This window comes from Streptomyces sp. NPDC040622 (assembly GCF_055593965.1).
Window position 1 is genome coordinate 65,445 of record NZ_JBVIXD010000003.1, and the last position, 21,682, is coordinate 87,126.

The following is a 21,682-nucleotide window of genomic DNA, read 5'->3' on the forward strand; positions in this document are numbered from 1 at the left end:
AAAAAACAACGGCCCCGCACCCGAAAGACCACAGGAAGCGAGACCCAGGGGGGTGCCGGGCCCCAGGCCCGGCACCCAGAAAACCGCCGAACCCAGCGGAGCGCTCACGCTCGGAGAGCAGTCCTCAACCCCGCCACATCAATCTGCTCCGTCTCATCATGAGCGGTGAGGTCGATGACCTGACCGGCACCCCGCGCCGCGTCCCCCTCGGGCGCGTCCTTGAACTCGCCCTCGGCCTCCGCCTTGTGGACTGCGAGAGCCTCCTCGCCCACGACGTCGGCGAGGTCCTCGTTCTGCACGGACTCCAGCGCCTCGGGCGCCACGTTCTTCGTGCCGAAGAAGTCGAAGCCGCCCTGGGGAACCTGACGTCGCGCCTGTGCGGGCGGCGCGACGGCGACCGCGCGCTCGTGCCCGCCGTATCCATCGGCCGCCCCGGGCTTCCCCCGCGACTCGTCCTCCGCTTTCGTCCCGTTCCCGGGCGCCGCTTCCGCCGGTGTCCGGGGGGCCGCTCCGGGGGTCATGCGATCGAGCGCCGCGTTGGCCCGCAGGAACAGCGAGGGAGTGGGACCGGCGCCGGGCCGGACCGCATTCTCCCGAGGCGCCGCGGAGGCCGAAGCACTCTTCGTACGAGCCCCGGAGCTCTCCGCACGAACGGCGGCACTCCCCTCCGTCCGCGCCGCGGGCACCGGGCCCTCCGTCCGCGCCGCGGGCGCCGGCACAGGCGCCCCCGCCCGCACCGCAGGCACCAGGTCCGCGGCGCCCGAACCCGCCCCCGCACCCGATCCGGCCGCCGGCAGCGCGGGGGCCGGGGAGGCCGCCTCTATGGCGAGCAGCCGACGTCCTTCGAGGGCGCTGGCCCGCTCCGTCTCGGCCGTCGCGTACCTCCGCAGGAGCGCGGCGTGTTCGTTGCGCAGCGCGGCCAGCTCGGAGCGCTTGGCGCGCAGCTTCGTCTCCAGCCTGGCGCGCAGCTCGCGGGACTCGTCGAGGTCCGACTCGGCCTCGGCAAGGCGTTCCTCGTAGCGCCACTCGTCGCTCGCGCGGGCCCGGCCGAGCTCGGCGACGCGCTTGCCGGCCGACTGGTCCCAGCGGCGCATGACGACCGAGCCGACGACGGCAGCGGCGGCCGCGGCCGCGACGAGCCCGCGGAGCACGATCGGTTCCGCGAACATCCAGGCGCCGCCGGCGCTGAGAATCGATACGCCTGCGACCGTCGAGGGAGGAAGCAGCCTGTGCAGGGGTGGGGAATGGCGGTGGCGTCCACGTGGCATGGCCAGAAACTTACCGCGCGTAGGCGAAGTCTGGTGCCCCGCCCGCCAAAAAGCAGGTTTCACGACCGTTTCCCGCCACAACTCCCCACCCCTCCTCCGCTTTGCTTCAGCGCTCAACTTCCGCTTCGATCACGGAACTTCCCGAACGCTTTCTTGATCAACTTCAGATCAGGCCCTTCGCCTTCAGATACTCCTGCGCGACATCCGCTTCCTTCTGGCGCTCCTCGTCGACCTTCCGGTTGAGTTCGATGAGGTCATCCGTCGTGAGCGTCTTGGTCAGCTTCGCGAGCGCGCCGGCTATCTCCTTGCCGCCGGCCTCCTCCGCGTTCACCACGGGGAGGATGTTGTCCGCGTTCTGCAGCTTCTTGTCGTCCTCGAGGATCACGAGGTCGTAGTTCTTCAGCGTCGCGTCGGTCGTCGTGGTCAGCACCAGCTGGTCCGTGCCGTTCTTCACGGCCTGCTTGGACTGCGTGGTGCCGACGCCCTTGGGGTCGATTCCGGTGACGTCGATGCCGTACTTCTTCTTCAGACCCGGCGCGCAGAACGGGCGGGACTCGCATTCGTCACCCGCCGCGATCTTGACCTTCTCACCCGACTTGCCGAGATCCGAGAGTGTCTTGAGCTTGTGCTTCTCCGCGTATTCCTTGGAGACCGCGAACGCGTTCTGGTCGACCGCCTCACCGGCCGGCAGCACCTTCAGGCCCTGCGGCTCGGCGAGCTTCTCCAGCGCGCCCACCGTGGCGTCCAGATCGCTGGAGGCGACGGTCTTCGCCTTCGGGCCGTTCTTCTCGAGGTTGAGGAATTCCGCGAGCGTCGCCGCGTATTCGGGCGCGACGTCGATCGAGCCCTTCTTGAGTTCGGGCTTGTAGATCTCACGGTTCTGCACGGTCTTGACCTGCGCGTCATAACCGGCGTCCGCCAGGACACCCACATAGAGCTCGGCGAGCACCTTCTGCTCGGTGAACCGCGCGGAGCCCACCACGAGCGAGCCCTTCTTGTCACCGCCCGCCTTGTCCGACCCCTTGCCGTCGTCCTCCAGGCTGTCCCCGCCGCCGCACCCGGCGAGACCCGCGGTCAGCGCCACGACGGCCGCGGCCGCCCCTGCCATCCGTCGCGCGCGACGCGTTGTGCTGTTCATTCGGTGAACCACCATTTCGAAAGGAAGGAATTCAGAACTGCTCTGCGGCCCTAGGGCCTGTGCCGCATCGGGTCGAAGAGCCGCCCCGCGGCCACCAGGACCCCCTCGACGAGCAGTGCGAGCAGCGCCACCAGGACGGCGCCCGCGACCACTTGCGGGGTGTTCTGCAGGTTGAAGCCGGCCGTGATGATCCGGCCGAGACCGCCCTCGCCCGCCATCGCGGCGAGCGTGGCCGTCGCGACGACCTGCACGCCCGCGGACCGGACGCCGGTCATGATCAGCGGGTACGCGAGCGGCAGCTCGACCCGCGCGAACAGCTGGCCGCCGCTCATCCCCATCCCGCGCGCGGCCTCCACCACCGACCGGTCCACCTCGCGCATCCCCAGGTAGGCGTTGGTCAGCAGCGGCGGCACGGCGAAGAGCACCAGCGCGATCAGCGTCGGGGCGTCGCCGTGCTCACCGAGCGGGGTGAGCGTGAGCAGGATCAGCAGGGCCAGCGTGGGGACCGCGCGGCCGACGTTGGAGATGTTGACCGCGAGGGCGCCGCCCTTGCCGATGTGGCCGAGGTACAGCGCGAGGGGGAGCGCGATGACACAGGCGACGGCGAGGCAGACCCCGCTGAAGTACAGGTGCTCGGTGAGGCGGTGCCACACCCCCTTCTCGCCCTGCCAGTTGTCGCCGGTGGTCAACCACTCGTACGCACCCGTGATCGCGTTCATGCAGGCTCAGCCACCTTGGCCACGGCCGCCTTGCGCGACGCCCGGTCCGTCCGTGTTCGATGGGCTCTCGTCCAGGGCGTCAGCCAGCGCTGGAGCGCGAGCAGCAGCAGGTCGGCGAGGACGGCGAGCAGTACGCAGAGCACCGATGCCGTGAGCACCTGTGCCTTGAAGGTCGTGTCGAGGCCGTCGAGGATGAGCGTGCCGAGGCCGCCGTAGTCGACGATGGCGCCGACGGTCGTCAGGGCGACCGTGGAGACCGTGGTGATGCGGACGCCGGCCAGCAGCGCGGGCAGCGCGAGCGGCAGCTCCACCTCCCACAGCAGCCGCACCGGGCCGTACCCCATGCCCTTGGCGGCGTCGCGTGCCTCCTCCGGGACGGCTTGGAGGCCGGCCAGGATGTTCCGCACGAGGACCGTCAGGGAGTACAGCACGAGGCCGGTGACGACCAGCGAGACGGAGAGCCCGAAGAAGGGCAGGAGCAGCGAGAACATCGCCAGCGAGGGGACCGAGTAGAGCACGGTCGTCACGCCGAGGATGGGGCCGGAGAGGAAGCGCCAGCGCCGCGCGAGCAGCGCGAGCGGCAGGGACACCGCGACTCCGATCGCCACCGAGACGAGCGTGATCCCCACGTGCTGAAGGGTCGCGTCGATCAACTCCTGGCTGCGGGAGCGGAGATATTCCCCGCAGATCCAGTCGTTCGTCACCAGACAGTTCTGCTCGGCCACGCGCCCCACCTCCCCCGAATCCCCGGACGTATGCCGTACACACGTCCCCCCGTGTCTGGCGACCCTAACGCGAGGCACTGACAATCGCAGAGACTCGTTGTACTGCCGCAACATGGCCTTTACGCAAAGCCCGCCACTGCCCTCCACAATGGGGAACCATGATCCGGTTCGAGCACGTCACCAAGCGCTACGCGGACGGCACCACGGCCGTCGACGATCTGTCCCTCGAGGTCGCCGAGGGGGAACTGGTCACGCTCGTCGGCCCGTCCGGCTGCGGCAAGACGACGACCATGAAAATGGTGAACCGGCTCATCGAGCCGAGCGAAGGCCGGATATTCGTCGACGGCGAAGACATATCCGGAATCGATCCCGTCCAACTCCGGCGCCGTATCGGCTATGTGATCCAGCAGGTCGGTCTCTTCCCGCACAAAACGGTGCTCGACAACACGGCGACCGTCCCGCATCTCCTGGGCGTCAAGCGTGGAAAGGCCCGCGAGCGCGCCGCCGAACTGCTCGACCTCGTCGGCCTCGACCCCGCCGTCTTCGGCGACCGCTACCCCGAGCAGCTCTCCGGCGGCCAGCGCCAACGCGTCGGCGTGGCCCGTGCCCTGGCGGCCGACCCACCGGTGCTCCTGATGGACGAGCCCTTCGGCGCGGTGGACCCCGTCGTCCGCGAGCACCTGCAGAACGAGTTCCTCCGTCTCCAGCAGTCCGTGCGCAAGACCGTGCTCTTCGTCACGCACGACATCGAGGAGGCGGTGCGCCTGGGCGACCGCATCGCCGTCTACGGACAGGGCCGCATCGAGCAGTTCGACACGCCCTCGACGGTCCTCGGCGCGCCCGCGACCGACTACGTGGCCGACTTCGTCGGCGCGGACCGCGGCCTGAAGCGGCTCTCCGTGACGCCGATCGAGGAGGGCGACCTGGAGCAGCCCCCCGTGGTCCACCTCGACGACCCGCTGCCCAGGGAGCTCGACGCCCGCTGGGCCGTGGTCCTGGACGGCGAGAACAACCTGCACGGCTGGCTCTCCGCGGAGCACGCGCGCGCGGGCGGCGGCACGGTCCGCGAGCACGCCCGCCGCATGGAGGCGTGGCTCCCGGTGGGCGCGAGCCTGAAGCAGGCGTTCGCGACGATGCTGCAGCACGACGCGGGCTGGATCGCGGTCATCGACAAGGACAGCGAGGGCCGTTTCCTCGGCGTGCTCACCCCGGCCCGGCTGCACGAGGCGCTGCGCCGCTCGACGGCGGCTGAGGCGCGTGACATCGCGCGCGCGGAGGTCGAGTTGGAGACGGTGACGGCCATCGCCTCGGACTGACCGGCCGGCCGCCACCGCTCCCGGCCGGCCGACGCGGGCCGCCGCTCGAACGGCTGGCGTCGACCGAACGGCAGACGTCGCCCGAACGGCAGACGTCAGTCGTCGCTCAGCCGACCGCTCATCCACTGGAGCGTCGCCGGGATCTCCCTGCGCCAGGTGTTGAAGTTGTGCCCACCGCTGTTGAGCGTGATCGACGAGACGCGCGTGGGCGCCTTCACCTTGTCGATGAACTTCAGGGTGTCCTGGTAGTTGTCCTCGCCCTTCTTGCTGCTGCTCACCAGGAGGGACGTCTTGGGCGGCGGCATGTGGTCGAGGGACCACATCAGGTCGGAGTGCCGCTCCAGCTCCTTGTCGCCGTGGAAGAGGTCTCCGGTGGTGACGTCGATGGGCGCCTTGTAGTACGCGGACAGGCCCGCGGCGGCGCCGTAGGTGCCGGGGTGGTGGATGGCGAGCTTCAGGGCGCAGTAACCACCCGTGGAGTCACCGATGACGCCCCAGTTCTGCGCCTTGACGCCGACCCTGTAGTGGTCCGCTATCGCCCCGGGCAGGTCCTTGGCGAAGAACGTCTCGGTCTGCGGGCCGCCGGGGATGTCCACGCACTCCGTGTCGCGCGGCGGCGCCACGGTCGGCCGCATCATGATCAGGATCATCGGCTGCATCTTGCCCGCGGCGGCCTGCTTGTGGGCGGTCTGCGGGTAGTGCAGCCCCTTGATGAGCGCCTCCGCGGTGCCCGGGTAGCCGGTGAGCACCACGGCCGCGGGGAACTTCCGGTTCTTGTACTGCGGCTGGAAGTACTCGGGCGGCAGGTAGACGTAGGCGGGGCTGGCGATGTCCGACTGCCGGCCGCCGACCTCGATCTTCTGGATCTGGCCGCCGATGGCGGGCCGGCCGCCGCCCGGCACGTTCACGGTCTGGGTGTCGACGACCTTGACGGGCCCTTCTCCTTTGGCCGGGTCGTGGTCGACCACCACTCCGGGGGCGGTCTCCTGGCCGAAGAGGTCGGCCCAGGTGGCGTAGAAGCCGAAGGCCTGGTTGGTCGCCAGGCCCACCGAGGCGAAGATCGCGACCTGGGTGGCGATGAGCAGCCCGACGCGGCCGGTGATCGCCTTCCAGCTGCGGCGGGCGAGCCGCGGCCAGAGCCAGATCGTGCCGACGAAGAGCAGTACGGCCAGCAAGACCGCAAGGGCGAGGACCTTGTTGCTCGTGAGACCCATGGGGTGTTCCTGCCTGCACTTTCTACCTGTGCCGGGCACCTGCCGCGGCGTGACCGGACCCGGGCCCGTGCCCGGCCGGCGCGTGCCGGGGGCCTTGCCAGAGCTTTTCCATCGGTTTCCGGTCGGGAATGAACCCGTTTCCCAGAAGGACCGTCCTAGAGGGCGCAATGTTGCCGGATGCCGTTTTGGCACCGGAATCAAGGTCTCTCGCAGAACTACGGGATGCGATGTCTGTCAGGATAGATGGGGAAATGTCGGGCGGGGTTCCGGACAGTGAGGTGCGCCACCGCGACAGCCGGCTCCACCGGATGCTGCGCGGCCCGCGCCCGGAGGCCGTGCCGACCCTCGTCGCCAGAGCCTGCGCCGTCGTCGGTCTGCTGAACGTCGCGGCAGGCGTCTTCCCCCGCTTCCGGCACAGCCGCATGCACGCCATCGCCGAGGTCCTGCCCGGCGCGCTAGGGCCCTTCGCCGCCGCCCTCGCGCTCAGCTCGGGCATCCTGCTGCTCCTGCTCGCGCACGGCCTGCGCCGCCACAAGCGGCGGGCCTGGCGGGCCGCCGTGGTGCTGCTGCCCGCGGGTGCCGTCGCGCAGTTCGCGTACCGGCACTCGATCATCGGCGTCGTCATCTCGCTGGCGCTCCTCGCGCTCCTGTTGCGCCATCGGAGTGAGTTCACCGCGCTGCCCGATCCGCGCAGCCGGTGGCGGGCGCTGGCCAACTTCGTCCTCCTGGGAGCCGGTTCGATCATCCTGGGCCTGGTGATCGTCAGCGTCCACCCGGGCAGGGTCATCGGCGACCCGAGCATCACGGACCGCCTGGAGCACGTCCTGTACGGCCTCTTCGGCATGGAAGGGCCCGTCGACTATTACGGACGCACGTCCTGGACGGTCGGTTTCTCCCTCGGCGCCCTCGGCATGCTCACCGCCCTCACCACCATCTACCTGGCCTTCCGCCCCGAGCACCCGGCCGCGCGCCTCACCGAGGACGACGAGACCAAGCTGCGCGCGCTGCTCGCCAAGCACGGTGGCCGCGACTCCCTCGGCCACTTCGCGCTCCGCCGCGACAAGGGCGCCGTCTTCTCCCCCAGCGGCAAGGCCGCCGTCACCTACCGCGTCGTCTCCGGAGTGATGCTCGCCAGCGGCGACCCGATCGGCGACGTCGAGGCCTGGCCGGGCGCGATCGAGCGCTTCATGGACGAGGCCAAGGCCCACTCCTGGACACCCGCCGTCATGGGCTGCTCCGAGACGGGCGGCGAGGTCTGGACCCGCGAGACCGGCCTGGACGCCCTCGAACTGGGCGACGAGGCGGTGGTGGACGTCGCGGATTTCTCCCTGTCCGGGCGTGCGATGCGCAACGTACGCCAGATGGTCAAGCGGATCGAGCGCAATGGCTACGAGACGCGCGTACGGCGCATCCGTGACCTGGGCGAACAGGAACTCGCCAAGATCCAGCGCGCCGCCGACGACTGGCGCGGCACCGACACCGAGCGCGGCTTCTCCATGGCACTCGGCCGCATCGGCGACCCGGACGACGGCGACTGCCTGATCGCCACCGCCCACAAGGCGGACGAGGAACCGGGCCCCTACGGCGACCTGAAGGCGGTCCTCCACTTCGTCCCGTGGGGCAAGGACGGCGTCTCCCTGGACCTCATGCGCCGCGACCGCGCGGCCGACCCCGGCATGAACGAGCTGCTCATCGTGGCCGCCCTGCAAGCCGCCCCGAAGCTCGGCATCGCGCGCGTGTCGCTCAACTTCGCGATGTTCCGCGCGGCCCTCGCCCGCGGCGAGAAGATCGGCGCGGGCCCCGTCCTGCGCGCCTGGCGGGGGCTGCTGGTCTTCCTGTCGCGCTGGTTCCAGATCGAGTCCCTGTACAAGTTCAACGCGAAGTTCCGCCCCCGCTGGGAGCCCCGCTTCGTCGTCTACCGCTCCAGCAAGGACCTCCCCCGCATCGGCTTCGCGGCCATGCAGGCCGAGGGCTTCGTGACCCTCGCGCTCCCCCGGTTCCTGCGCAGGGGCACCGCACAGCGCCGCCCCTGCCCGCACCGGAGCACGGAACGGGAGATGCAGGCGGCGTAGCGGTCCCCCGTCCGGGCCTAGGCTGGAGGTATGAGTACGTTGCGCGGGCGGGGATCGGTCCAGGGGCTGCCGGAGTGGGGCCGCTGTGCGGTCATGGGCGTGGTGAACGTGACGCCGGACTCCTTCTCCGACGGCGGGCGCTGGTTCGACACGACGGCCGCGGTCAAGCGCGGCATCGATCTGGTCGCCCAGGGCGCCGATCTCGTCGACGTCGGCGGCGAGTCCACCCGCCCCGGCGCCTCCCGCGTGGACGAGGACGAGGAACTCAAGCGCGTCGTCCCCGTGGTGCGGGGCCTGGCCGCCGAGGGCGTCACGGTCTCCGTGGACACCATGCGGGCCACCGTCGCCGAGCAGGCCCTCGCCGCGGGCGCCGTCCTCGTCAACGACGTCAGCGGCGGTCTCGCCGACCCGCGCATGGTCCCGGCGGTCGCCGCCGCGGACGCCCCCTTCGTGGTCATGCACTGGCGTGGCTTCCTCACCGACCTGCACGCCGAGCCGGTCTACGCGGACGTGGTCGGCGAGGTCGTCGACGAACTGCACGCACGCGTGGCGGCCGCCATCGAGGGCGGCATCGCCCCCGAGCGCATCGTGATCGACCCGGGCCTCGGCTTCTCCAAGGCGGCCGAGCACGACCTGGCGCTCCTGGCCCGCCTGGACCGGCTGCGCGAGCTCGGCCACCCGATCCTGGTCGCCGCCTCCCGCAAGCGTTTCCTCGGCCGGGTCCTCGCGGGCCCCGAGGGCGCTCCGCCGCCCGCCCGCGAGCGCGACGCGGCCACCGCCGCGGTCTCCGCCATCGCCGCCCACCAGGGCGCCTGGGCGGTCCGCGTGCACGAGGTGCGGGCGACGGCGGACGCGGTCCGTGTCGCCCAGGCCGTGACAGGCGCGGCCGGCGGCGACCTGTGACCGCCGCCAAGACCGACGTCGAGCAGGTCGAGCTCGCCAACACCGCCTTCTACGAAGCGCTGGAACGCGGCGACTTCGACGAGGTCTCCGACCTGTGGCTGGACTCCGAGGACGCGGCCCCTTACGAGGACACAGAAGACACAGAGGTCCCGGAAGACACGGAAAACGCGGAAGACACGGAAGACACAGAGGCCCCGGCCGGCGCCCACCGCACAGAGGACACCGACGACGGCCCGGAGGGTCCCGTCGGCTCCTCGGGCATCGCCGGAGGCAGCGAGAAGGCCGCCGGGGACGCGATCTCCTGCGTCCACCCCGGCTGGCCGGTCCTGCGGGGCCGCGGCGAGGTCCTCAGGTCGTACGCGCTGATCATGGCGAACACGGAGTACATCCAGTTCTTCCTCACCGATCTGAAGGTCGGCGTGGTCGGGGACACCGCCCTGGTGACGTGCACCGAGAACATCCTCAGCGGGGGCCCGCCGCCGGAGGGCGGCGGCGAACTCGGCCCGCTCGTGGGTCAGCTCGTGGTCGCCACGAACGTGTTCCGCCGCACACCCGACGGCTGGAAACTGTGGTCGCACCACGCGTCACCCGTGCTTGCCGAAACTGATGATGAAGAGGGCGAGGAGACACCCTCCTGAGTGGGTAGGGGCCAAGGAGTGGTTGGGATCACAGGCCGCCGGGTATGGGCGGCTACCAGCCAGGAGCCGCTGCGGGAACGCGGCTCGACCGGCCTGTGCCAAGGCGGTCAGCGGGCCCCGCGGGCGAGCACTGTCGGTGCTCGCAGGTAGATTCGACCGAGGCTGGTGTGCCGACCGCACTCGGTGCAGGCCTGCCGATACCGACGATTGCAGGAGTGATTCGCGTGGATCGTGTCGCGCTGCGCGGCCTCAAGGCCCGCGGGCACCACGGTGTCTATCCGCGGGAGCGCGAAGAGGGCCAGACCTTCATCGTGGACCTGGTGCTTGGTCTGGACACGCGAGCGGCCGCGGCCGACGACGACCTGGCGAAGACCGTGCACTACGGGGTCGTGGCCGAGGAGGTCGTGGCGGTCGTCGAGGGCGAGCCCGTCGACCTCATCGAGACGCTCTCCGAGCGCATCGCCCAGGCCTGCCTGAAGCACGACGGGGTCCTGGAGGTCGAGGTGTGCGTGCACAAGCCGGACGCCCCGATCACCGTCCCGTTCGACGACGTGACCGTCACCATTACCCGGAGCCGAGTATGACTGCGCCCTTCAAAGCGGGTCAGAGCGACCCCACCGTCCAGCCGGTGCCCACCTCCGTGGTCGCACAGGTGGATGCCGCGGACACGACCCTGTCCAACCCCAAGCGTGCCGTGATCTCCCTCGGCAGCAACCTGGGCAACCGTCTGGAGACGCTCCAGGGCGCCATCGACGCCTTGGAGGACACCCCGGGCCTGCGGGTCAAGGCGGTCTCCCCCGTCTACGAGACCGAGCCGTGGGGCGTCGACCCCGGCAGCCAGCCCTCGTACTTCAACGCGGTCGTCGTGGTGAAGACGACCCTGCCGCCCGCCTCGCTCCTGGAGCGCGCGCAGGCCGTCGAGGAGGCCTTCCACCGCGTCCGCGACGAGCACTGGGGCCCGCGCACCATCGACGTGGACATCGTGGCGTACGCCGACGTGGTCTCCGACGACCCGGAGCTCACGCTGCCCCACCCGCGCGCGCACGAGCGTGCCTTCGTCCTCGCCCCTTGGCACGACGTGGAGCCCGAGGCCCAGTTGGCCGGCCGCGGTCCGGTGGCGGAGCTGCTCGGCACGGTCACCCGCGAGGGCGTCGCGCCCCGCGTCGACCTGGAACTCCGACTGCCCGAGTAGTCGTTAAGAGTCGATACAGAAGGCGGTCGAGGTAAGCAAGCCGATGAAGGGTCACCCGTGAAGCAACTGCGCATCAGGACGCTGGCCGGCCTCTTTCTCGCGGCCGGAGTGCTGTCCTGGTCGGGCGCCCGGCTGTGGGACTCCGTGGGCACGCTGCCGCGCGTCCCGCTGGCCGCGCCCATCGTGCTCGCGGTCATCGCCGTCGTCCTCCTCGCGACCGCTCTCTCGATCCGGTCCCGCCTGCGCGCCCAGCGTGAGCGGCGGCCCGGCGCGAAGGGCGTCGAGCCGATGATGGCCGCCCGCGCCGTCGTCTTCGGCCAGGCCAGCGCCCTGGTCGCGGCACTGGTCGCCGGGATGTACGGCGGCACGGGCGCGTTCCTGCTCGAGTTCCTCGACGTACCGCCCCGCCGCGACCAGGCGGTGTACGCCGGGCTCTCGGTCCTGATGGGCATCGCGGTGATAGCGGCCGCCTTCTTCATGGAGCGGGTCTGCAAGCTCCCCGAGGACGACGACGAGAACGACGGGACGGCCCCGGCGGCGTAGGGACCCGCCCGCACCGGAGAGCCGCCCCGGCCGCTCCAGTGGCCTCAGCAGCCCCCTCAGTGGCCCTCAGCGGCCGCTACAGCAGCGTTCCGCCCTCCACCTGCGTCTCGCCCAGGATCCGCTCCAGGCGGGCCAGGACGTCCGCCTCCAGCTTCACGTGCGCCGCCGCGAGGTTCTCCTCGATGTGCCGGGGCGTACGGCTGCCGGGGATCGGCACCACGTTCGGGTCCTGGTGCAGCAGCCAGGCCAGCGCGAGCTGGGCCGGGGTGACGTCCAGCTCCTCCGCGATGCCCCGCACGGGCGCGAAACGGTCGTTGTTCGCCTTCAGGTTGGCCGCGTCGAAGCGCGGCGCGTTCTGCCGGAAGTCGCCCTCCTCGACCCGGCCGACCGTGCCGGTCAGGAACCCGGCGCCCAGCGGCGACCAGGGCACGAGCCCGACCCCCAGCTCGCGCGCCGTCGCGAGCATCTCCGGCTCGGCGGGCTTCCACATCGACCACTCGATCTGCACCGCCGCCACGGGGTGCACGGCGTGCGCGGCCCGCAGCTGGTCGGCCGTCACGTTCGAGAGCCCCAGGTACCGCACGAGGCCGTCCTCGACGAGCTCGGCGACCGCGCCGACGGTCTCCTCCAGAGGTATCCGCGGGTCCGGGAAGTGCGGGTAGTACAGGTCGATGTAATCCGTCCCCAGACCCCGCAGGCTCGCCTCGGCGTAGCCGCGTACGTGCCGGGGGTCGGCGTTGACCGCCAGCTCACCGAACGCGTACCCGATGGGGAAGGGGTGCGGCTCCACACCGTCGGGAAGCCGGAAGCCGAACTTGGTGGCTATCGCGACCTGGTCCCTGCGCCCCTTCAGGGCCCGGCCGATGAGCTGTTCGTTGTGCCCGTCGGTGCCGTAGCCGTCGGAGGTGTCGATGATCCGGGCGCCCGCGTCGACCGCGGCGCGGACCGCCCGCTCGCCGCGCTCGTCGTCGACCTCGCCGTACACCCCCGGGGAGAGCACCATGGCGCCGTAACCGAGGGCGGAGACCTCCAGGCCGCCCAGCGTGCGGGTGGGCAGCGCACGCCGCTCCGCGGAAGACTGCTCGCTTCTATTCGTCATACACGCAGTCTTTCGGCCACCACCGGCACTCGTCGACCGGTTCAGGCCAACGCGCGATCACCCACCGGGAGTTGGGAGGATCATCCGATACGGACCCGGCTCAGCGGGCCATGATCAGACTCATCGCCTCATTGCGCGTCGCCGGGTCGCGGAGCTGGCCGCGCACCGCGGAGGTGATGGTCTTGGCGCCGGGCTTGCGCACGCCCCGCATCGTCATGCACATGTGCTCGCACTCCACGACCACGATGACGCCCCGCGGTTCCAGTATCTCCATCAGGGAGTCGGCGATCTGCGTCGTCAGGCGCTCCTGGACCTGGGGCCTGCGCGCGTACACGTCCACGAGCCTGGCGAGCTTGGACAGGCCCGTGATCTTGCCGTCGGAGGACGGGATGTACCCGACGTGCGCGACGCCCACGAACGGCACCAGATGGTGTTCGCACGAGCTCATGACCTCGATGTCCTTCACCAGGACCATCTCGTCGTGCCCGAGGTCGAACGTCGTCGTCAGGACGTCCTCCGGCTTCTGCCAGAGCCCTGCGAATATCTCCTTGTACGCCCGCGCCACGCGCCCCGGAGTCTCCCTGAGACCTTCGCGGTCGGGGTCCTCCCCCACGGCGATCAGCAGCTCACGCACGGCGTTCTCGGCCCGCTTCTCGTCGAACTCACCGATCGAGCCCTCGCCGTCGAGCGTCACGGGGTCGGTCATCTGTGCCTCGTTCCTGTGCGTTCCCGCGTCTGCCTGTCCGCGGGGGTGAGCGTGCCTATGGCGGGCGTACAAAACAAGCCGCGCCCCCCAGGCTAGAACCAGGGGGGCGCGGCATCCATTCCGGGCCTGCTGAGGCAGGCGGGGTCAGCTCTCGGGGCGGTCCTCGGGGGCCACCTCGATGGGCTGCTCCGTGCCCGCGGTCACCGCGGGCGTGGCGCCGTTCGCACCGTTCGTCAGCGACAGCTCCTTGGGGGAGAGCACCGGCGGGCGGGTGGAGGGCGTGCGCCGGGAGGAACCGGTCCACGCCGGGCGGGCCGGGCGCTTCACGATTCCGGCGAAGACCTCGGCGATCTGCTCCTTGCCCAGGGTCTCCTTCTCGAGGAGCTGGAGAACCAGGTTGTCGAGGATGTCGCGATTCTCGACGAGGATCTCCCACGCTTCGTTGTGCGCGGTCTCGATGAGCTTCTTGACCTCTTCGTCGACCAGGGCCGCGACCTCTTCCGAGTAGTCCCGCTGGTGACCCATCTCGCGCCCCAGGAAGGGCTCGCTGTTGTCACCGCCGAACTTGATCGCGCCGAGCCGCTCGGTCATGCCGTACTGCGTGACCATCGCGCGGGCCGTACCCGTGGCCTTCTCGATGTCGTTCGCCGCGCCCGTCGTCGGGTCGTGGAAGACGAGCTCCTCGGCCGCGCGCCCGCCCAGCATGTACGCCAGCTGGTCGAGCATCTCGTTGCGCGTGGTCGAGTACTTGTCCTCTTCGGGCAGGACCATCGTGTAGCCGAGGGCCCGGCCTCTGGAGAGGATCGTGATCTTGTGGACCGGGTCCGAGTTCGGTGAGGCCGCCGCGACCAGGGCGTGTCCGCCCTCGTGGTACGCGGTGATCTTCTTTTCCTTGTCGGACATGATCCGGGTGCGCTTCTGCGGGCCCGCCACGACGCGGTCGATCGCCTCGTCCAGCATGGAGTTGTCGATCAGCTTCAAGTCGCTGCGCGCGGTGAGCAGCGCCGCCTCGTTGAGCACGTTGCTCAGGTCGGCGCCGGTGAAGCCCGGCGTGCGCCGCGCGACGGCCGACAGGTCGACGTCCGGGGCGACCGGCTTGCCCTTCTGGTGAACCTTGAGGATCTCCAGACGGCCCTGCATGTCCGGGCGGTCGACGGCGATCTGCCGGTCGAAACGGCCCGGGCGCAGCAGCGCCGGGTCGAGGATGTCGGGCCGGTTCGTGGCGGCGATCAGGATGACGCCGCCCTTCACGTCGAAGCCGTCCATCTCGACGAGCAGCTGGTTCAGCGTCTGCTCGCGCTCATCGTGGCCACCGCCGAGACCGGCACCGCGGTGGCGACCCACCGCGTCGATCTCGTCGACGAAGACGATCGCCGGGGCGTTCGCCTTGGCCTGCTCGAAGAGGTCACGGACACGGGAGGCACCGACACCGACGAACATCTCGACGAAGTCGGAACCGGAGATCGAGTAGAACGGCACCCCGGCCTCGCCGGCGACGGCGCGCGCGAGAAGCGTCTTACCCGTACCGGGCGGACCGTAGAGGAGCACGCCCTTGGGAATCTTGGCGCCGACGGCCTGGAACTTCGCCGGCTCCTGCAGGAACTCCTTGATCTCGTGGAGCTCCTCGACGGCCTCGTCGGAACCCGCCACATCGGAGAAGGTCGTCTTCGGGGTGTCCTTGGTGATGAGCTTGGCCTTGGACTTCCCGAAGTTCATGACCCGGGAGCCGCCGCCCTGCATCTGATTCATCAGGAACAGGAAGACAACGACGATGAGGACGAAGGGGAGCAGGGAGAGCAGAATGCCGACGAAGGGATTCTGCTTCGACGGGGAGACGGTGTAACCGTCCGGGATGTCCTTGCTCTCGTACTTGGCCTGCAAGGACTTGGCGAGGTCGACGCCCTGGTCGCCGATGTAGCTCGCCTGGATCTTGCTGCTGTCCTTGACCTTCTGGCCGTCCTTGAGCTCGACCTTGATGATCTGCTCGTCACCGGTGGTGAGCTTGGCCGACTCGACCTGGTTCTTGTCGATCGCCTGAACGACCTGGCCGGTGTCCACCGTCTTGTAGCCGCCGGACGAGCCGACGACCTGCATCAACACGACCACGGCAAGGACGGCCAGCACGATCCACATGACTGGCCCACGGAAGTATCGCTTCACGTCCATCCATACGGAGCGATGACGCCCCGTCCCTCCTGCCATAGTGAGTTTGATAAAGACTGTTCTTCGGACGGTACCCCAGCATTGTCACCCGAAGCCGCCCGGGACTGCTGGCAATCCCGCCTTCGCATGCTTCAACGGCGGGAAACGGGTGAGGGTTCCCCGGCGCCGTACACGGTGTTACGGAACGTCAGCCACCGTAGACATGCGGGGCGAGCGTTCCGACGAACGGGAGGTTGCGGTACTTCTCCGCGAAGTCGAGGCCGTAACCCACCACGAACTCGTTCGGAATGTCGAAGCCGATCCACTTCACGTCGATCGCGACCTTCGCCGCCTCCGGCTTGCGCAGCAGCGTGCACACCTCGAGCGAGGCGGGCTCGCGCGAGCCGAGGTTCGACAGCAGCCAGGACAGCGTCAGGCCGGAGTCGATGATGTCCTCGACGATCAGGACGTGCTTGCCCTTGATGTCGGTGTCCAGGTCCTTGAGGATCCGCACGACGCCGGACGACTGGGTGCCCGCGCCGTACGACGACACGGCCATCCAGTCCATCGTGACGGGGGTGGACAGCGCACGCGCCAGGTCCGCCATGACCATCACCGCGCCCTTGAGGACGCCGACGATCAGCAGGTCCTTGCCCGCGTACTCCGCGTCGACCTTCGCGGCCAGCTCAGCCAGCTTCGCGTCGATCTCTTCCTTGGTGATGAGCACCGACTTGAGGTCGGTGCCCATGTCTTTCGCGTCCACCAGCATCACTTTCGGTCGTCCCACCGGCCGACAGGGCCCGCGACGAACGCGGGCCTCTCGTCAGCCTTGCCGGATCACCAGTCTGCCACCCTGCCGCTGGGCCACGACTTTGCCCGGGAGATTGATGGCCCCCTGGCCGCGCCAGCCGGTGATCAGGCGGTCGACCTCCTCGATGTGCCGGGAGAACAGCGAACCGGCGGGTGCCCCGGCCTCGATGGCCGCCCTGCGCACGATGCGACGGCGCACGGCGGGCGGCAGGGCGTAGAGCTTGGCGCACTCCAGGAGTCCCGCGCCGTCGCGCACGGTCGCCTCGGCCTGCGCGGCCCACCAGTCGAGGGCGTCGGCATCGTCCCGGGACAGTTGGGCCGTGCGGGCGAGTGCCTCGACGACTCCTTTGCCGAGCGCCTTCTCCAGGGCGGGCAGGCCCTCGTGACGCAGCCGGGAGCGGGTGTAGGCGGGATCGGCGTTGTGCGGGTCGTCCCAGACGGGCAGCGACTGGACCATGCAGGCCTTGCGGGCGGTCTGCCGGTCGATGTGCAGGAAGGGACGGCGGTAACGGCCGGCGGCCCCCGAGGTCGCCGCCATTCCGGACAGGGAGCGGATCCCGGAGCCGCGGGCGAGACCGAGCAGGACGGTCTCGGCCTGGTCGTCGCGGGTGTGCCCGAGCAGGACCGCCGCTGCTGAATGCCGTTCGGCGGCGGCATCCAGGGCGGCGTAGCGGGCGTCGCGGGCGGCGGCCTCGGGGCCTCCGTCGCGGCCCACGTCCACGGCGACCGCCTCGACCGGAGCCAGGCCGAGCGCGGTGAGCCGCACGACGACCTCGGCGGCCCGCAGGTCCGACCCGGGCTGCAGGCCGTGGTCGACGGTGACGCCGCCGGCGCGGATACCCAGCTTGGGGGCTTCGAAGGCGAGGGCGGAGGCGAGCGCCATGGAGTCGGCGCCGCCCGAGCATGCGACGAGCACGAGCGGCGGGGCCTGCTCGTGGGGGGAGTGTGGGGGGTCGTTCTCGGTGCTGCGCTGGACCTCGGCGCTGCGCTGTACGTCGGTCAGTACGTCGTGGAGTACGCGGCGGACCGCCAGGCGTATCGCCGCGACCGCAGGATGGGGACCCATGTCCGGTTCCCTTCATGAAGTTCGGGGGGTGAGCCTCGGATCAGTCACTCAGGACCCACTCGGGACATCCGGACCCAGTGGAGTCCTTCTTTCCCTCGAGTTCGGTCACTCAGAGTGTGTCGATGGTGACAGAGCCGAGCCGTTCCCCGAGCATTGCACGCCTACCCATCGCCTACGGTCCCTCGGACGGGTGATTGCGGGGGCGTTCTCCTGCCATCGGCCGCATCCGGTCCCTCAGTCTCCCTTACGGTGCACCCGCGCGACCCAGTCCGCCGGTTTGGCGATCTCCGCCTTCGTGGGCAGGGTGTTCGGCGAAGTCCACACGCGGTTGAAGCCGTCCATACCGACCTCGTTCACGACCGCGCGCACGAAGCGCTCGCCGTCCCGGTACTGGCGCAATTTCGCGTCAAGGCCGAGGAGCTTGCGCAGGGCCTGGTCGAGGCGGCTCGCGCCACGCGCCCGCCGCTCCTTGAACTTCTCGCGGATCTCGCCGACGGACGGCACGACGGCCGGGCCGACGCCGTCCATCACGAAGTCCGCGTGCCCCTCCAGGAGGGACATCACCGCGGTCAGACGGGCGAGGATCTCGCGCTGGGCGGGGGTCTGCACCAGCTCGACCAGGGAGCGGCCCTCGTCGGCGGCCTCGTCGCCCGCCGGTTCGCCGCGCCCGCCCGCGAGCGACTGGGCGGCCTCCCTGATGCGCTCCAGGACCGTCATCGGGTCGACCTCGGTCTCGCCGAGGAAGGACTGGATCTCGCCTTCGAGGTGGTCGCGCAGCCAGGGCACGGCGGTGAACTGGGTGCGGTGCGTCTCCTCGTGGAGGCAGACCCAGAGGCGGAAGTCGTGCGGGTCCACGTCCAGTTCGCGCTCGACGTGCACGATGTTCGGGGCGACCAGGAGGAGCCTGCCCGCGCCGTTCGCCCCCGCGGGGAGCTCACGGGTGGCCGGGGCGAACGTCTCGTACTGCCCGAGGACACGGGAGGCGAGGAAGGACAGGAGCATGCCCAGCTCCACGCCGGTCACCTTGCCGCCGACCGCGCCGAGGACGGCGCCGCCGGGGCCGCGGCGGTCCTGCATCTTGTCGAGGAGGGGCTTGAGGATCTCGCGGAAGCCCGCCACGTTGGCCCGGACCCAGCCGGCCCGGTCGACCACGAGGACCGGGGTGTCGTGGGTCGCCGCCGTCCCCATGCCCGTGAAGGAACGGACGTGTTCCTCCGAGGACTTGGCGTGCCGTCGGAGCTCGGAGACGACGGCACGCGCCTCGTCCCTGCTCACCTCTGGACCCGGCCGTACGAGTCGGGTCGCGGTCGCCACCGCGAGATTCCAGTCGACCATCTCCGCACCACCGATGCTCGTCATGCGTCAACGGTACGTGCTCGCTCCCTCTCGTGGAGGGGCTTGCACCCCTGACTTGCCCCGGTGCGCGGGCCGCGTCGCCCCTAGGGGGCAGGAGCGTTCCTCGTTCGGCCGCGGGGCGGGTGGGGCCGGGCGCGCAGTTCCCCGCGGGGCGGGTGGGGGCCGGGCGCGCAGTTCCTCGCGCCCCTGGGGACCCTTCGGCTCGGCCCGACGCCGAGTTCCGCCAAGAGGCGGGAGCGTTCCTCGTTCGGCCGCGGGCCGGATGAGGCCGGGCGCGCAGTTCCCCGCGCCCCCAGGGACCCTTCGGCTCGGACCAACACCGAGTTCCGCCAAAGGGCGGGAGCGTTCCTCGTTCGGCCGCGGGGCGGGTGGGGGCTGGGCGCGCAGTTCCCCGCGCCCCTGGGGACCCTTCGGCTCGGCCCGACGCCGAATCCCGCCAGGGGGAGGCTGCCCGTTCGGCCGCGGGCCGGATGAGGCCGGGCGCGCAGTCCCCCGCGCCCCCAGGGACCCTTCGGCTCGGCCCAACACCGAGTTCCGCCAAAGGGCGGGAGCGTTCCTCGTGCCCCTGGTGCGCCCGCCGCGCCCGTCCCGTCAGCGGCAGCCGCAGTTCGCCACGGTGGATGCCATGTGGTCCAGGGTCGACTGGGCCGCCCCGGGGTCCGTCGTTCCCGTCGTCATGAAGGCGAAGACCAGGAGGCGGCCGTCCGCGTCGACCACCGTGCCCGCCAGGCTGTTCACGCCCGTCAGCGTGCCGGTCTTGGCGCGGACGACTCCGGTGCCGGGCGAGTCCTTGGGGTAGCGGTCGACGAGCGTGCCGGTGAAGCCCGCGACGGGCAGGCCCGTCACCACGGAGCGCAGTTCGGGGCGGGACGGGTCGGCGGCGCGGTCCAGGAGCGCGGCGAGCAGTTCGGCGGAGATCCGGTCGGCCCGGTCCAGGCCGCTGCCGTCGGCGAACTTCGTGCCCGGGAGCGGGAGGCCGAGCTTGTCGAGCCGGGCGCGGACCGCCCGGCCCGCGCCGTCGAAGCTCGCCGGCTCCTTCGCGGCCACGGCCGCCTGGCGCGCCAGCGCCTCGGCGATGTCGTTGTCGCTGTGCGTCAGCATCCGCTCGACCAGGGCGGCCAACGGCGGCGACTCGACCTTGGCAAGGGATTCGGCGCGCTCCGAGGCCTTGGAGGGGCCTGGGTCCGCCTTGGTCTTGATGCCGTGGTCCTTGAGGAAGCCCGCGAACTTCTTCGCCGCGTCGCCCGCCGGGTCCCCCGCGCGCGGTGCGGGCCCGCTGGAGGAGTCGTCGAGCCGGCCCTCGTCGGCCATCAGGGCGCTGACCGGCGTGATGTTCTCGTTGGGGCCGATGGGGTGCTGTGCCGGTCCGGAGTACAGCGACGTGTCGTACGAGAGCGTCACCTCGTCGATGTCACGGTTCTTCAGGGAGCGGGCCGTGTCCTTGGCGAGCGTGCGCAGGCTGGCCGCGGTGTCGGTGTAGCGGCCGTCCTTGCGGGCGGTGAGCGTGGGGTCGCCGCCGCCGACCAGGACGACGTCGTGCGCGTCGGAGTCGGGCTCGATGACCGTCTTCGTGGCGATGCGGTGGTCCGGGCCCGCCGCGGAGAGCGCCGCGACCGCCGTGGCGATCTTGATGGTCGACGCGGGGGTGAGGCCGTCGCCCGCGCCCTTGCCGTAGACCCGCTTCCCGGAGGCCGCGTCGAGGACGACGGCCGAGCGCTCCGGGCCGAGCGCCGGATCCTTCATGAGCGGATCGAGTACTTCCGCCAGGGCACCGTCCGTGGGCGAGGGCGCCGTGCCCGCGGGCGCGCCGAGGCCGGCGAGCACAGAAGGGGCGCTCGGTGCCGATTCGGGCACGCTCCCCGGCGCACGACCAGCGTGATCTGCGCCACCCCAAGCCTCCTGGGAAGCGGCCCGGTCCCGCTCCGCCGTACGCTGCCCTGAGGAGTCCCACGGGCCGGCCGCGGCCACCGCCCCGGCCGCGATGACCAGGCCGAAGGCGGCGGCACCAGCCGTGAGCTGCAAGGTCGTGAGCTTCCCGGAGAACCCGGGGAGCTTGCCGGCGGAGGGCTTGGACAGCTGTCTCAAAAGCTGTGCAGGCCGCTGCCAAGGCTTGAGCTCCGGCACGACGACCAGCCCCTTTCGCGATCACACATCTGCGTGAGGGACACTTAATCACCCGAAGTATGTGCTGATCATGGAGGAGCCACCCGTGGAGTTCGACGTCACCATCGAGATTCCGAAGGGTTCGCGGAACAAGTACGAGGTGGACCACGAGACCGGCCGGATCCGTCTGGACCGTCGCCTCTTCACGTCGACCAGCTACCCCGCGGACTACGGCTTCGTCGAGAACACCCTCGGCGAGGACGGTGACCCGCTGGACGCCCTGGTCATCCTGGACGAGCCGACCTTCCCGGGCTGCCTGATCAAGTGCCGCGCCATCGGCATGTTCCGGATGACCGACGAGGCGGGCGGCGACGACAAGCTGCTCTGCGTGCCGGCCTCCGACCCCCGCGTGGAGCACCTCCGGGACATCCACCACGTCTCCGAGTTCGACCGCCTGGAGATCCAGCACTTCTTCGAGGTCTACAAGGACCTGGAGCCCGGCAAGTCCGTCGAGGGTGCCGACTGGGTCGGCCGCGCGGACGCCGAGGCCGAGATCGAGCGTTCCTACAAGCGCTTCAAGGACGAGGGCGGCCACTGAGCCACTCGCCCCGGACGGGCCGTGCGACCCAACGGGGGTCGCGCGGCCCGTTCGTGTATCTGTGCCCATACTGG

Annotated in this window: 20 protein-coding genes; 8 read left to right on the top strand and 12 right to left on the bottom strand. The window is 70.6% G+C overall.

Annotation, left to right across the window (positions count from 1 at the left end; translation table 11 throughout):
* Positions 1–104: 104 nt before the first annotated feature.
* The 4 genes from ACZ592_RS08675 to ACZ592_RS08690 form a co-directional block, all read right to left on the bottom strand.
* Positions 105–1,169 carry a hypothetical protein gene (locus ACZ592_RS08675; RefSeq protein ID WP_471580796.1) on the bottom strand — a complete coding sequence of 355 codons (1,065 nt, stop codon included), beginning with the start codon at positions 1,167–1,169 and terminating at the stop codon, positions 105–107.
* Positions 1,170–1,431: 262 nt separating this feature from the next.
* Positions 1,432–2,406: an ABC transporter substrate-binding protein gene (locus tag ACZ592_RS08680; RefSeq protein ID WP_471580797.1), complete on the bottom strand. Its 975-nt coding sequence runs from the start codon at positions 2,404–2,406 to the stop codon at positions 1,432–1,434.
* Between the two features lie 50 nt (positions 2,407–2,456).
* The gene (locus ACZ592_RS08685; RefSeq protein ID WP_471580798.1) at positions 2,457–3,125 is read right to left on the bottom strand and encodes an ABC transporter permease; all 669 of its coding nucleotides are present in this window, start codon (positions 3,123–3,125) and stop codon (positions 2,457–2,459) included.
* The gene (locus tag ACZ592_RS08690; RefSeq protein WP_471580799.1) at positions 3,122–3,850 is read right to left on the bottom strand and encodes an ABC transporter permease; all 729 of its coding nucleotides are present in this window, start codon (positions 3,848–3,850) and stop codon (positions 3,122–3,124) included. The genes ACZ592_RS08685 and ACZ592_RS08690 overlap by 4 nt, the downstream gene beginning before the upstream one ends.
* A 158-nt stretch (positions 3,851–4,008) precedes the next feature.
* Between ACZ592_RS08690 and ACZ592_RS08695 the strand changes: the two genes are divergently transcribed.
* Complete coding sequence (locus ACZ592_RS08695) at positions 4,009–5,166, top strand: ABC transporter ATP-binding protein (protein ID WP_471580800.1); 1,158 nt, start codon at positions 4,009–4,011, stop codon at positions 5,164–5,166.
* A 95-nt stretch (positions 5,167–5,261) separates the two neighbouring features.
* Here ACZ592_RS08695 and ACZ592_RS08700 read toward each other — a convergent pair whose 3' ends face one another.
* The gene (locus ACZ592_RS08700) at positions 5,262–6,380 is read right to left on the bottom strand and encodes an alpha/beta hydrolase (protein WP_471580801.1); all 1,119 of its coding nucleotides are present in this window, start codon (positions 6,378–6,380) and stop codon (positions 5,262–5,264) included.
* A 251-nt stretch (positions 6,381–6,631) separates the two neighbouring features.
* Here ACZ592_RS08700 and ACZ592_RS08705 point away from each other — a divergent pair, with 251 nt between their 5' ends.
* The 6 genes from ACZ592_RS08705 to ACZ592_RS08730 all read left to right on the top strand — a co-directional run bounded on the left by ACZ592_RS08705 (position 6,632) and on the right by ACZ592_RS08730 (position 11,728).
* Positions 6,632–8,452, top strand: a complete 1,821-nt coding sequence (locus ACZ592_RS08705) for a phosphatidylglycerol lysyltransferase domain-containing protein (protein ID WP_471580802.1) — start codon at positions 6,632–6,634, stop codon at positions 8,450–8,452.
* 30 nt (positions 8,453–8,482) lie between these two features.
* Positions 8,483–9,355, top strand: a complete 873-nt coding sequence (gene folP / locus ACZ592_RS08710) for a dihydropteroate synthase (protein ID WP_471580803.1) — start codon at positions 8,483–8,485, stop codon at positions 9,353–9,355.
* Entirely contained in the window at positions 9,352–9,993 is a 642-nt protein-coding gene (locus ACZ592_RS08715) for a nuclear transport factor 2 family protein (RefSeq protein ID WP_471580804.1), read from the top strand. Before folP ends, ACZ592_RS08715 begins: the two co-directional genes overlap by 4 nt.
* Before the next feature lie 224 nt (positions 9,994–10,217).
* A complete protein-coding gene (gene folB, locus ACZ592_RS08720) occupies positions 10,218–10,577 on the top strand; it encodes a dihydroneopterin aldolase (protein ID WP_150217102.1) in 360 nt (119 codons plus the stop codon).
* Positions 10,574–11,185 carry a 2-amino-4-hydroxy-6-hydroxymethyldihydropteridine diphosphokinase gene (gene folK / locus ACZ592_RS08725; protein WP_471580805.1) on the top strand — a complete coding sequence of 204 codons (612 nt, stop codon included), beginning with the start codon at positions 10,574–10,576 and terminating at the stop codon, positions 11,183–11,185. The genes folB and folK overlap by 4 nt, the downstream gene beginning before the upstream one ends.
* A gap of 57 nt (positions 11,186–11,242) precedes the next feature.
* Entirely contained in the window at positions 11,243–11,728 is a 486-nt protein-coding gene (locus ACZ592_RS08730; RefSeq protein WP_471580806.1) for a DUF3180 domain-containing protein, read from the top strand.
* A gap of 76 nt (positions 11,729–11,804) precedes the next feature.
* Here the strand turns inward: ACZ592_RS08730 and ACZ592_RS08735 are convergent, their stop codons facing one another.
* The 7 genes from ACZ592_RS08735 to dacB all read right to left on the bottom strand — a co-directional run bounded on the left by ACZ592_RS08735 (position 11,805) and on the right by dacB (position 20,761).
* A complete protein-coding gene (locus ACZ592_RS08735; RefSeq protein WP_471580807.1) occupies positions 11,805–12,827 on the bottom strand; it encodes an aldo/keto reductase in 1,023 nt (340 codons plus the stop codon).
* Positions 12,828–12,927: 100 nt separating this feature from the next.
* Complete coding sequence (gene folE / locus ACZ592_RS08740) at positions 12,928–13,533, bottom strand: GTP cyclohydrolase I FolE (protein WP_471580808.1); 606 nt, start codon at positions 13,531–13,533, stop codon at positions 12,928–12,930.
* A gap of 144 nt (positions 13,534–13,677) precedes the next feature.
* Positions 13,678–15,699, bottom strand: a complete 2,022-nt coding sequence (gene ftsH, locus ACZ592_RS08745; RefSeq protein WP_471580809.1) for an ATP-dependent zinc metalloprotease FtsH — start codon at positions 15,697–15,699, stop codon at positions 13,678–13,680.
* 184 nt (positions 15,700–15,883) lie between these two features.
* Complete coding sequence (gene hpt / locus ACZ592_RS08750; RefSeq protein ID WP_471581396.1) at positions 15,884–16,444, bottom strand: hypoxanthine phosphoribosyltransferase; 561 nt, start codon at positions 16,442–16,444, stop codon at positions 15,884–15,886.
* Between the two features lie 54 nt (positions 16,445–16,498).
* Entirely contained in the window at positions 16,499–17,551 is a 1,053-nt protein-coding gene (gene tilS / locus ACZ592_RS08755; RefSeq protein WP_471580810.1) for a tRNA lysidine(34) synthetase TilS, read from the bottom strand.
* A gap of 234 nt (positions 17,552–17,785) precedes the next feature.
* Complete coding sequence (locus ACZ592_RS08760) at positions 17,786–18,910, bottom strand: zinc-dependent metalloprotease (RefSeq protein WP_471580811.1); 1,125 nt, start codon at positions 18,908–18,910, stop codon at positions 17,786–17,788.
* Between the two features lie 588 nt (positions 18,911–19,498).
* Positions 19,499–20,761: a D-alanyl-D-alanine carboxypeptidase/D-alanyl-D-alanine endopeptidase gene (dacB, locus tag ACZ592_RS08765; RefSeq protein ID WP_471580812.1), complete on the bottom strand. Its 1,263-nt coding sequence runs from the start codon at positions 20,759–20,761 to the stop codon at positions 19,499–19,501.
* A gap of 355 nt (positions 20,762–21,116) precedes the next feature.
* Between dacB and ACZ592_RS08770 the strand changes: the two genes are divergently transcribed.
* The gene (locus ACZ592_RS08770; RefSeq protein ID WP_055701044.1) at positions 21,117–21,608 is read left to right on the top strand and encodes an inorganic diphosphatase; all 492 of its coding nucleotides are present in this window, start codon (positions 21,117–21,119) and stop codon (positions 21,606–21,608) included.
* The last annotated feature ends 74 nt before the right edge of the window (positions 21,609–21,682 follow it).

What these genes read in the sequence shown, in the direction of transcription:
- ACZ592_RS08675 (WP_471580796.1), bottom strand. Translation starts at nt 1,169, where the DNA reads ATGTTCGCGGAACCGATCGTGCTCCGCGGGCTCGTCGCGGCCGCGGCC.
- ACZ592_RS08680 (WP_471580797.1), bottom strand. Translation starts at nt 2,406, where the DNA reads ATGAACAGCACAACGCGTCGCGCGCGACGGATGGCAGGGGCGGCCGCG.
- ACZ592_RS08685 (WP_471580798.1), bottom strand. Translation starts at nt 3,125, where the DNA reads ATGAACGCGATCACGGGTGCGTACGAGTGGTTGACCACCGGCGACAAC.
- ACZ592_RS08695 (WP_471580800.1), top strand. Translation starts at nt 4,009, where the DNA reads ATGATCCGGTTCGAGCACGTCACCAAGCGCTACGCGGACGGCACCACG.
- ACZ592_RS08700 (WP_471580801.1), bottom strand. Translation starts at nt 6,380, where the DNA reads ATGGGTCTCACGAGCAACAAGGTCCTCGCCCTTGCGGTCTTGCTGGCC.
- ACZ592_RS08705 (WP_471580802.1), top strand. Translation starts at nt 6,632, where the DNA reads ATGTCGGGCGGGGTTCCGGACAGTGAGGTGCGCCACCGCGACAGCCGG.
- folP (WP_471580803.1), top strand. Translation starts at nt 8,483, where the DNA reads ATGAGTACGTTGCGCGGGCGGGGATCGGTCCAGGGGCTGCCGGAGTGG.
- folK (WP_471580805.1), top strand. Translation starts at nt 10,574, where the DNA reads ATGACTGCGCCCTTCAAAGCGGGTCAGAGCGACCCCACCGTCCAGCCG.
- ACZ592_RS08735 (WP_471580807.1), bottom strand. Translation starts at nt 12,827, where the DNA reads ATGACGAATAGAAGCGAGCAGTCTTCCGCGGAGCGGCGTGCGCTGCCC.
- folE (WP_471580808.1), bottom strand. Translation starts at nt 13,533, where the DNA reads ATGACCGACCCCGTGACGCTCGACGGCGAGGGCTCGATCGGTGAGTTC.
- ftsH (WP_471580809.1), bottom strand. Translation starts at nt 15,699, where the DNA reads ATGGACGTGAAGCGATACTTCCGTGGGCCAGTCATGTGGATCGTGCTG.
- hpt (WP_471581396.1), bottom strand. Translation starts at nt 16,444, where the DNA reads ATGCTGGTGGACGCGAAAGACATGGGCACCGACCTCAAGTCGGTGCTC.
- tilS (WP_471580810.1), bottom strand. Translation starts at nt 17,551, where the DNA reads ATGGGTCCCCATCCTGCGGTCGCGGCGATACGCCTGGCGGTCCGCCGC.
- ACZ592_RS08760 (WP_471580811.1), bottom strand. Translation starts at nt 18,910, where the DNA reads ATGACGAGCATCGGTGGTGCGGAGATGGTCGACTGGAATCTCGCGGTG.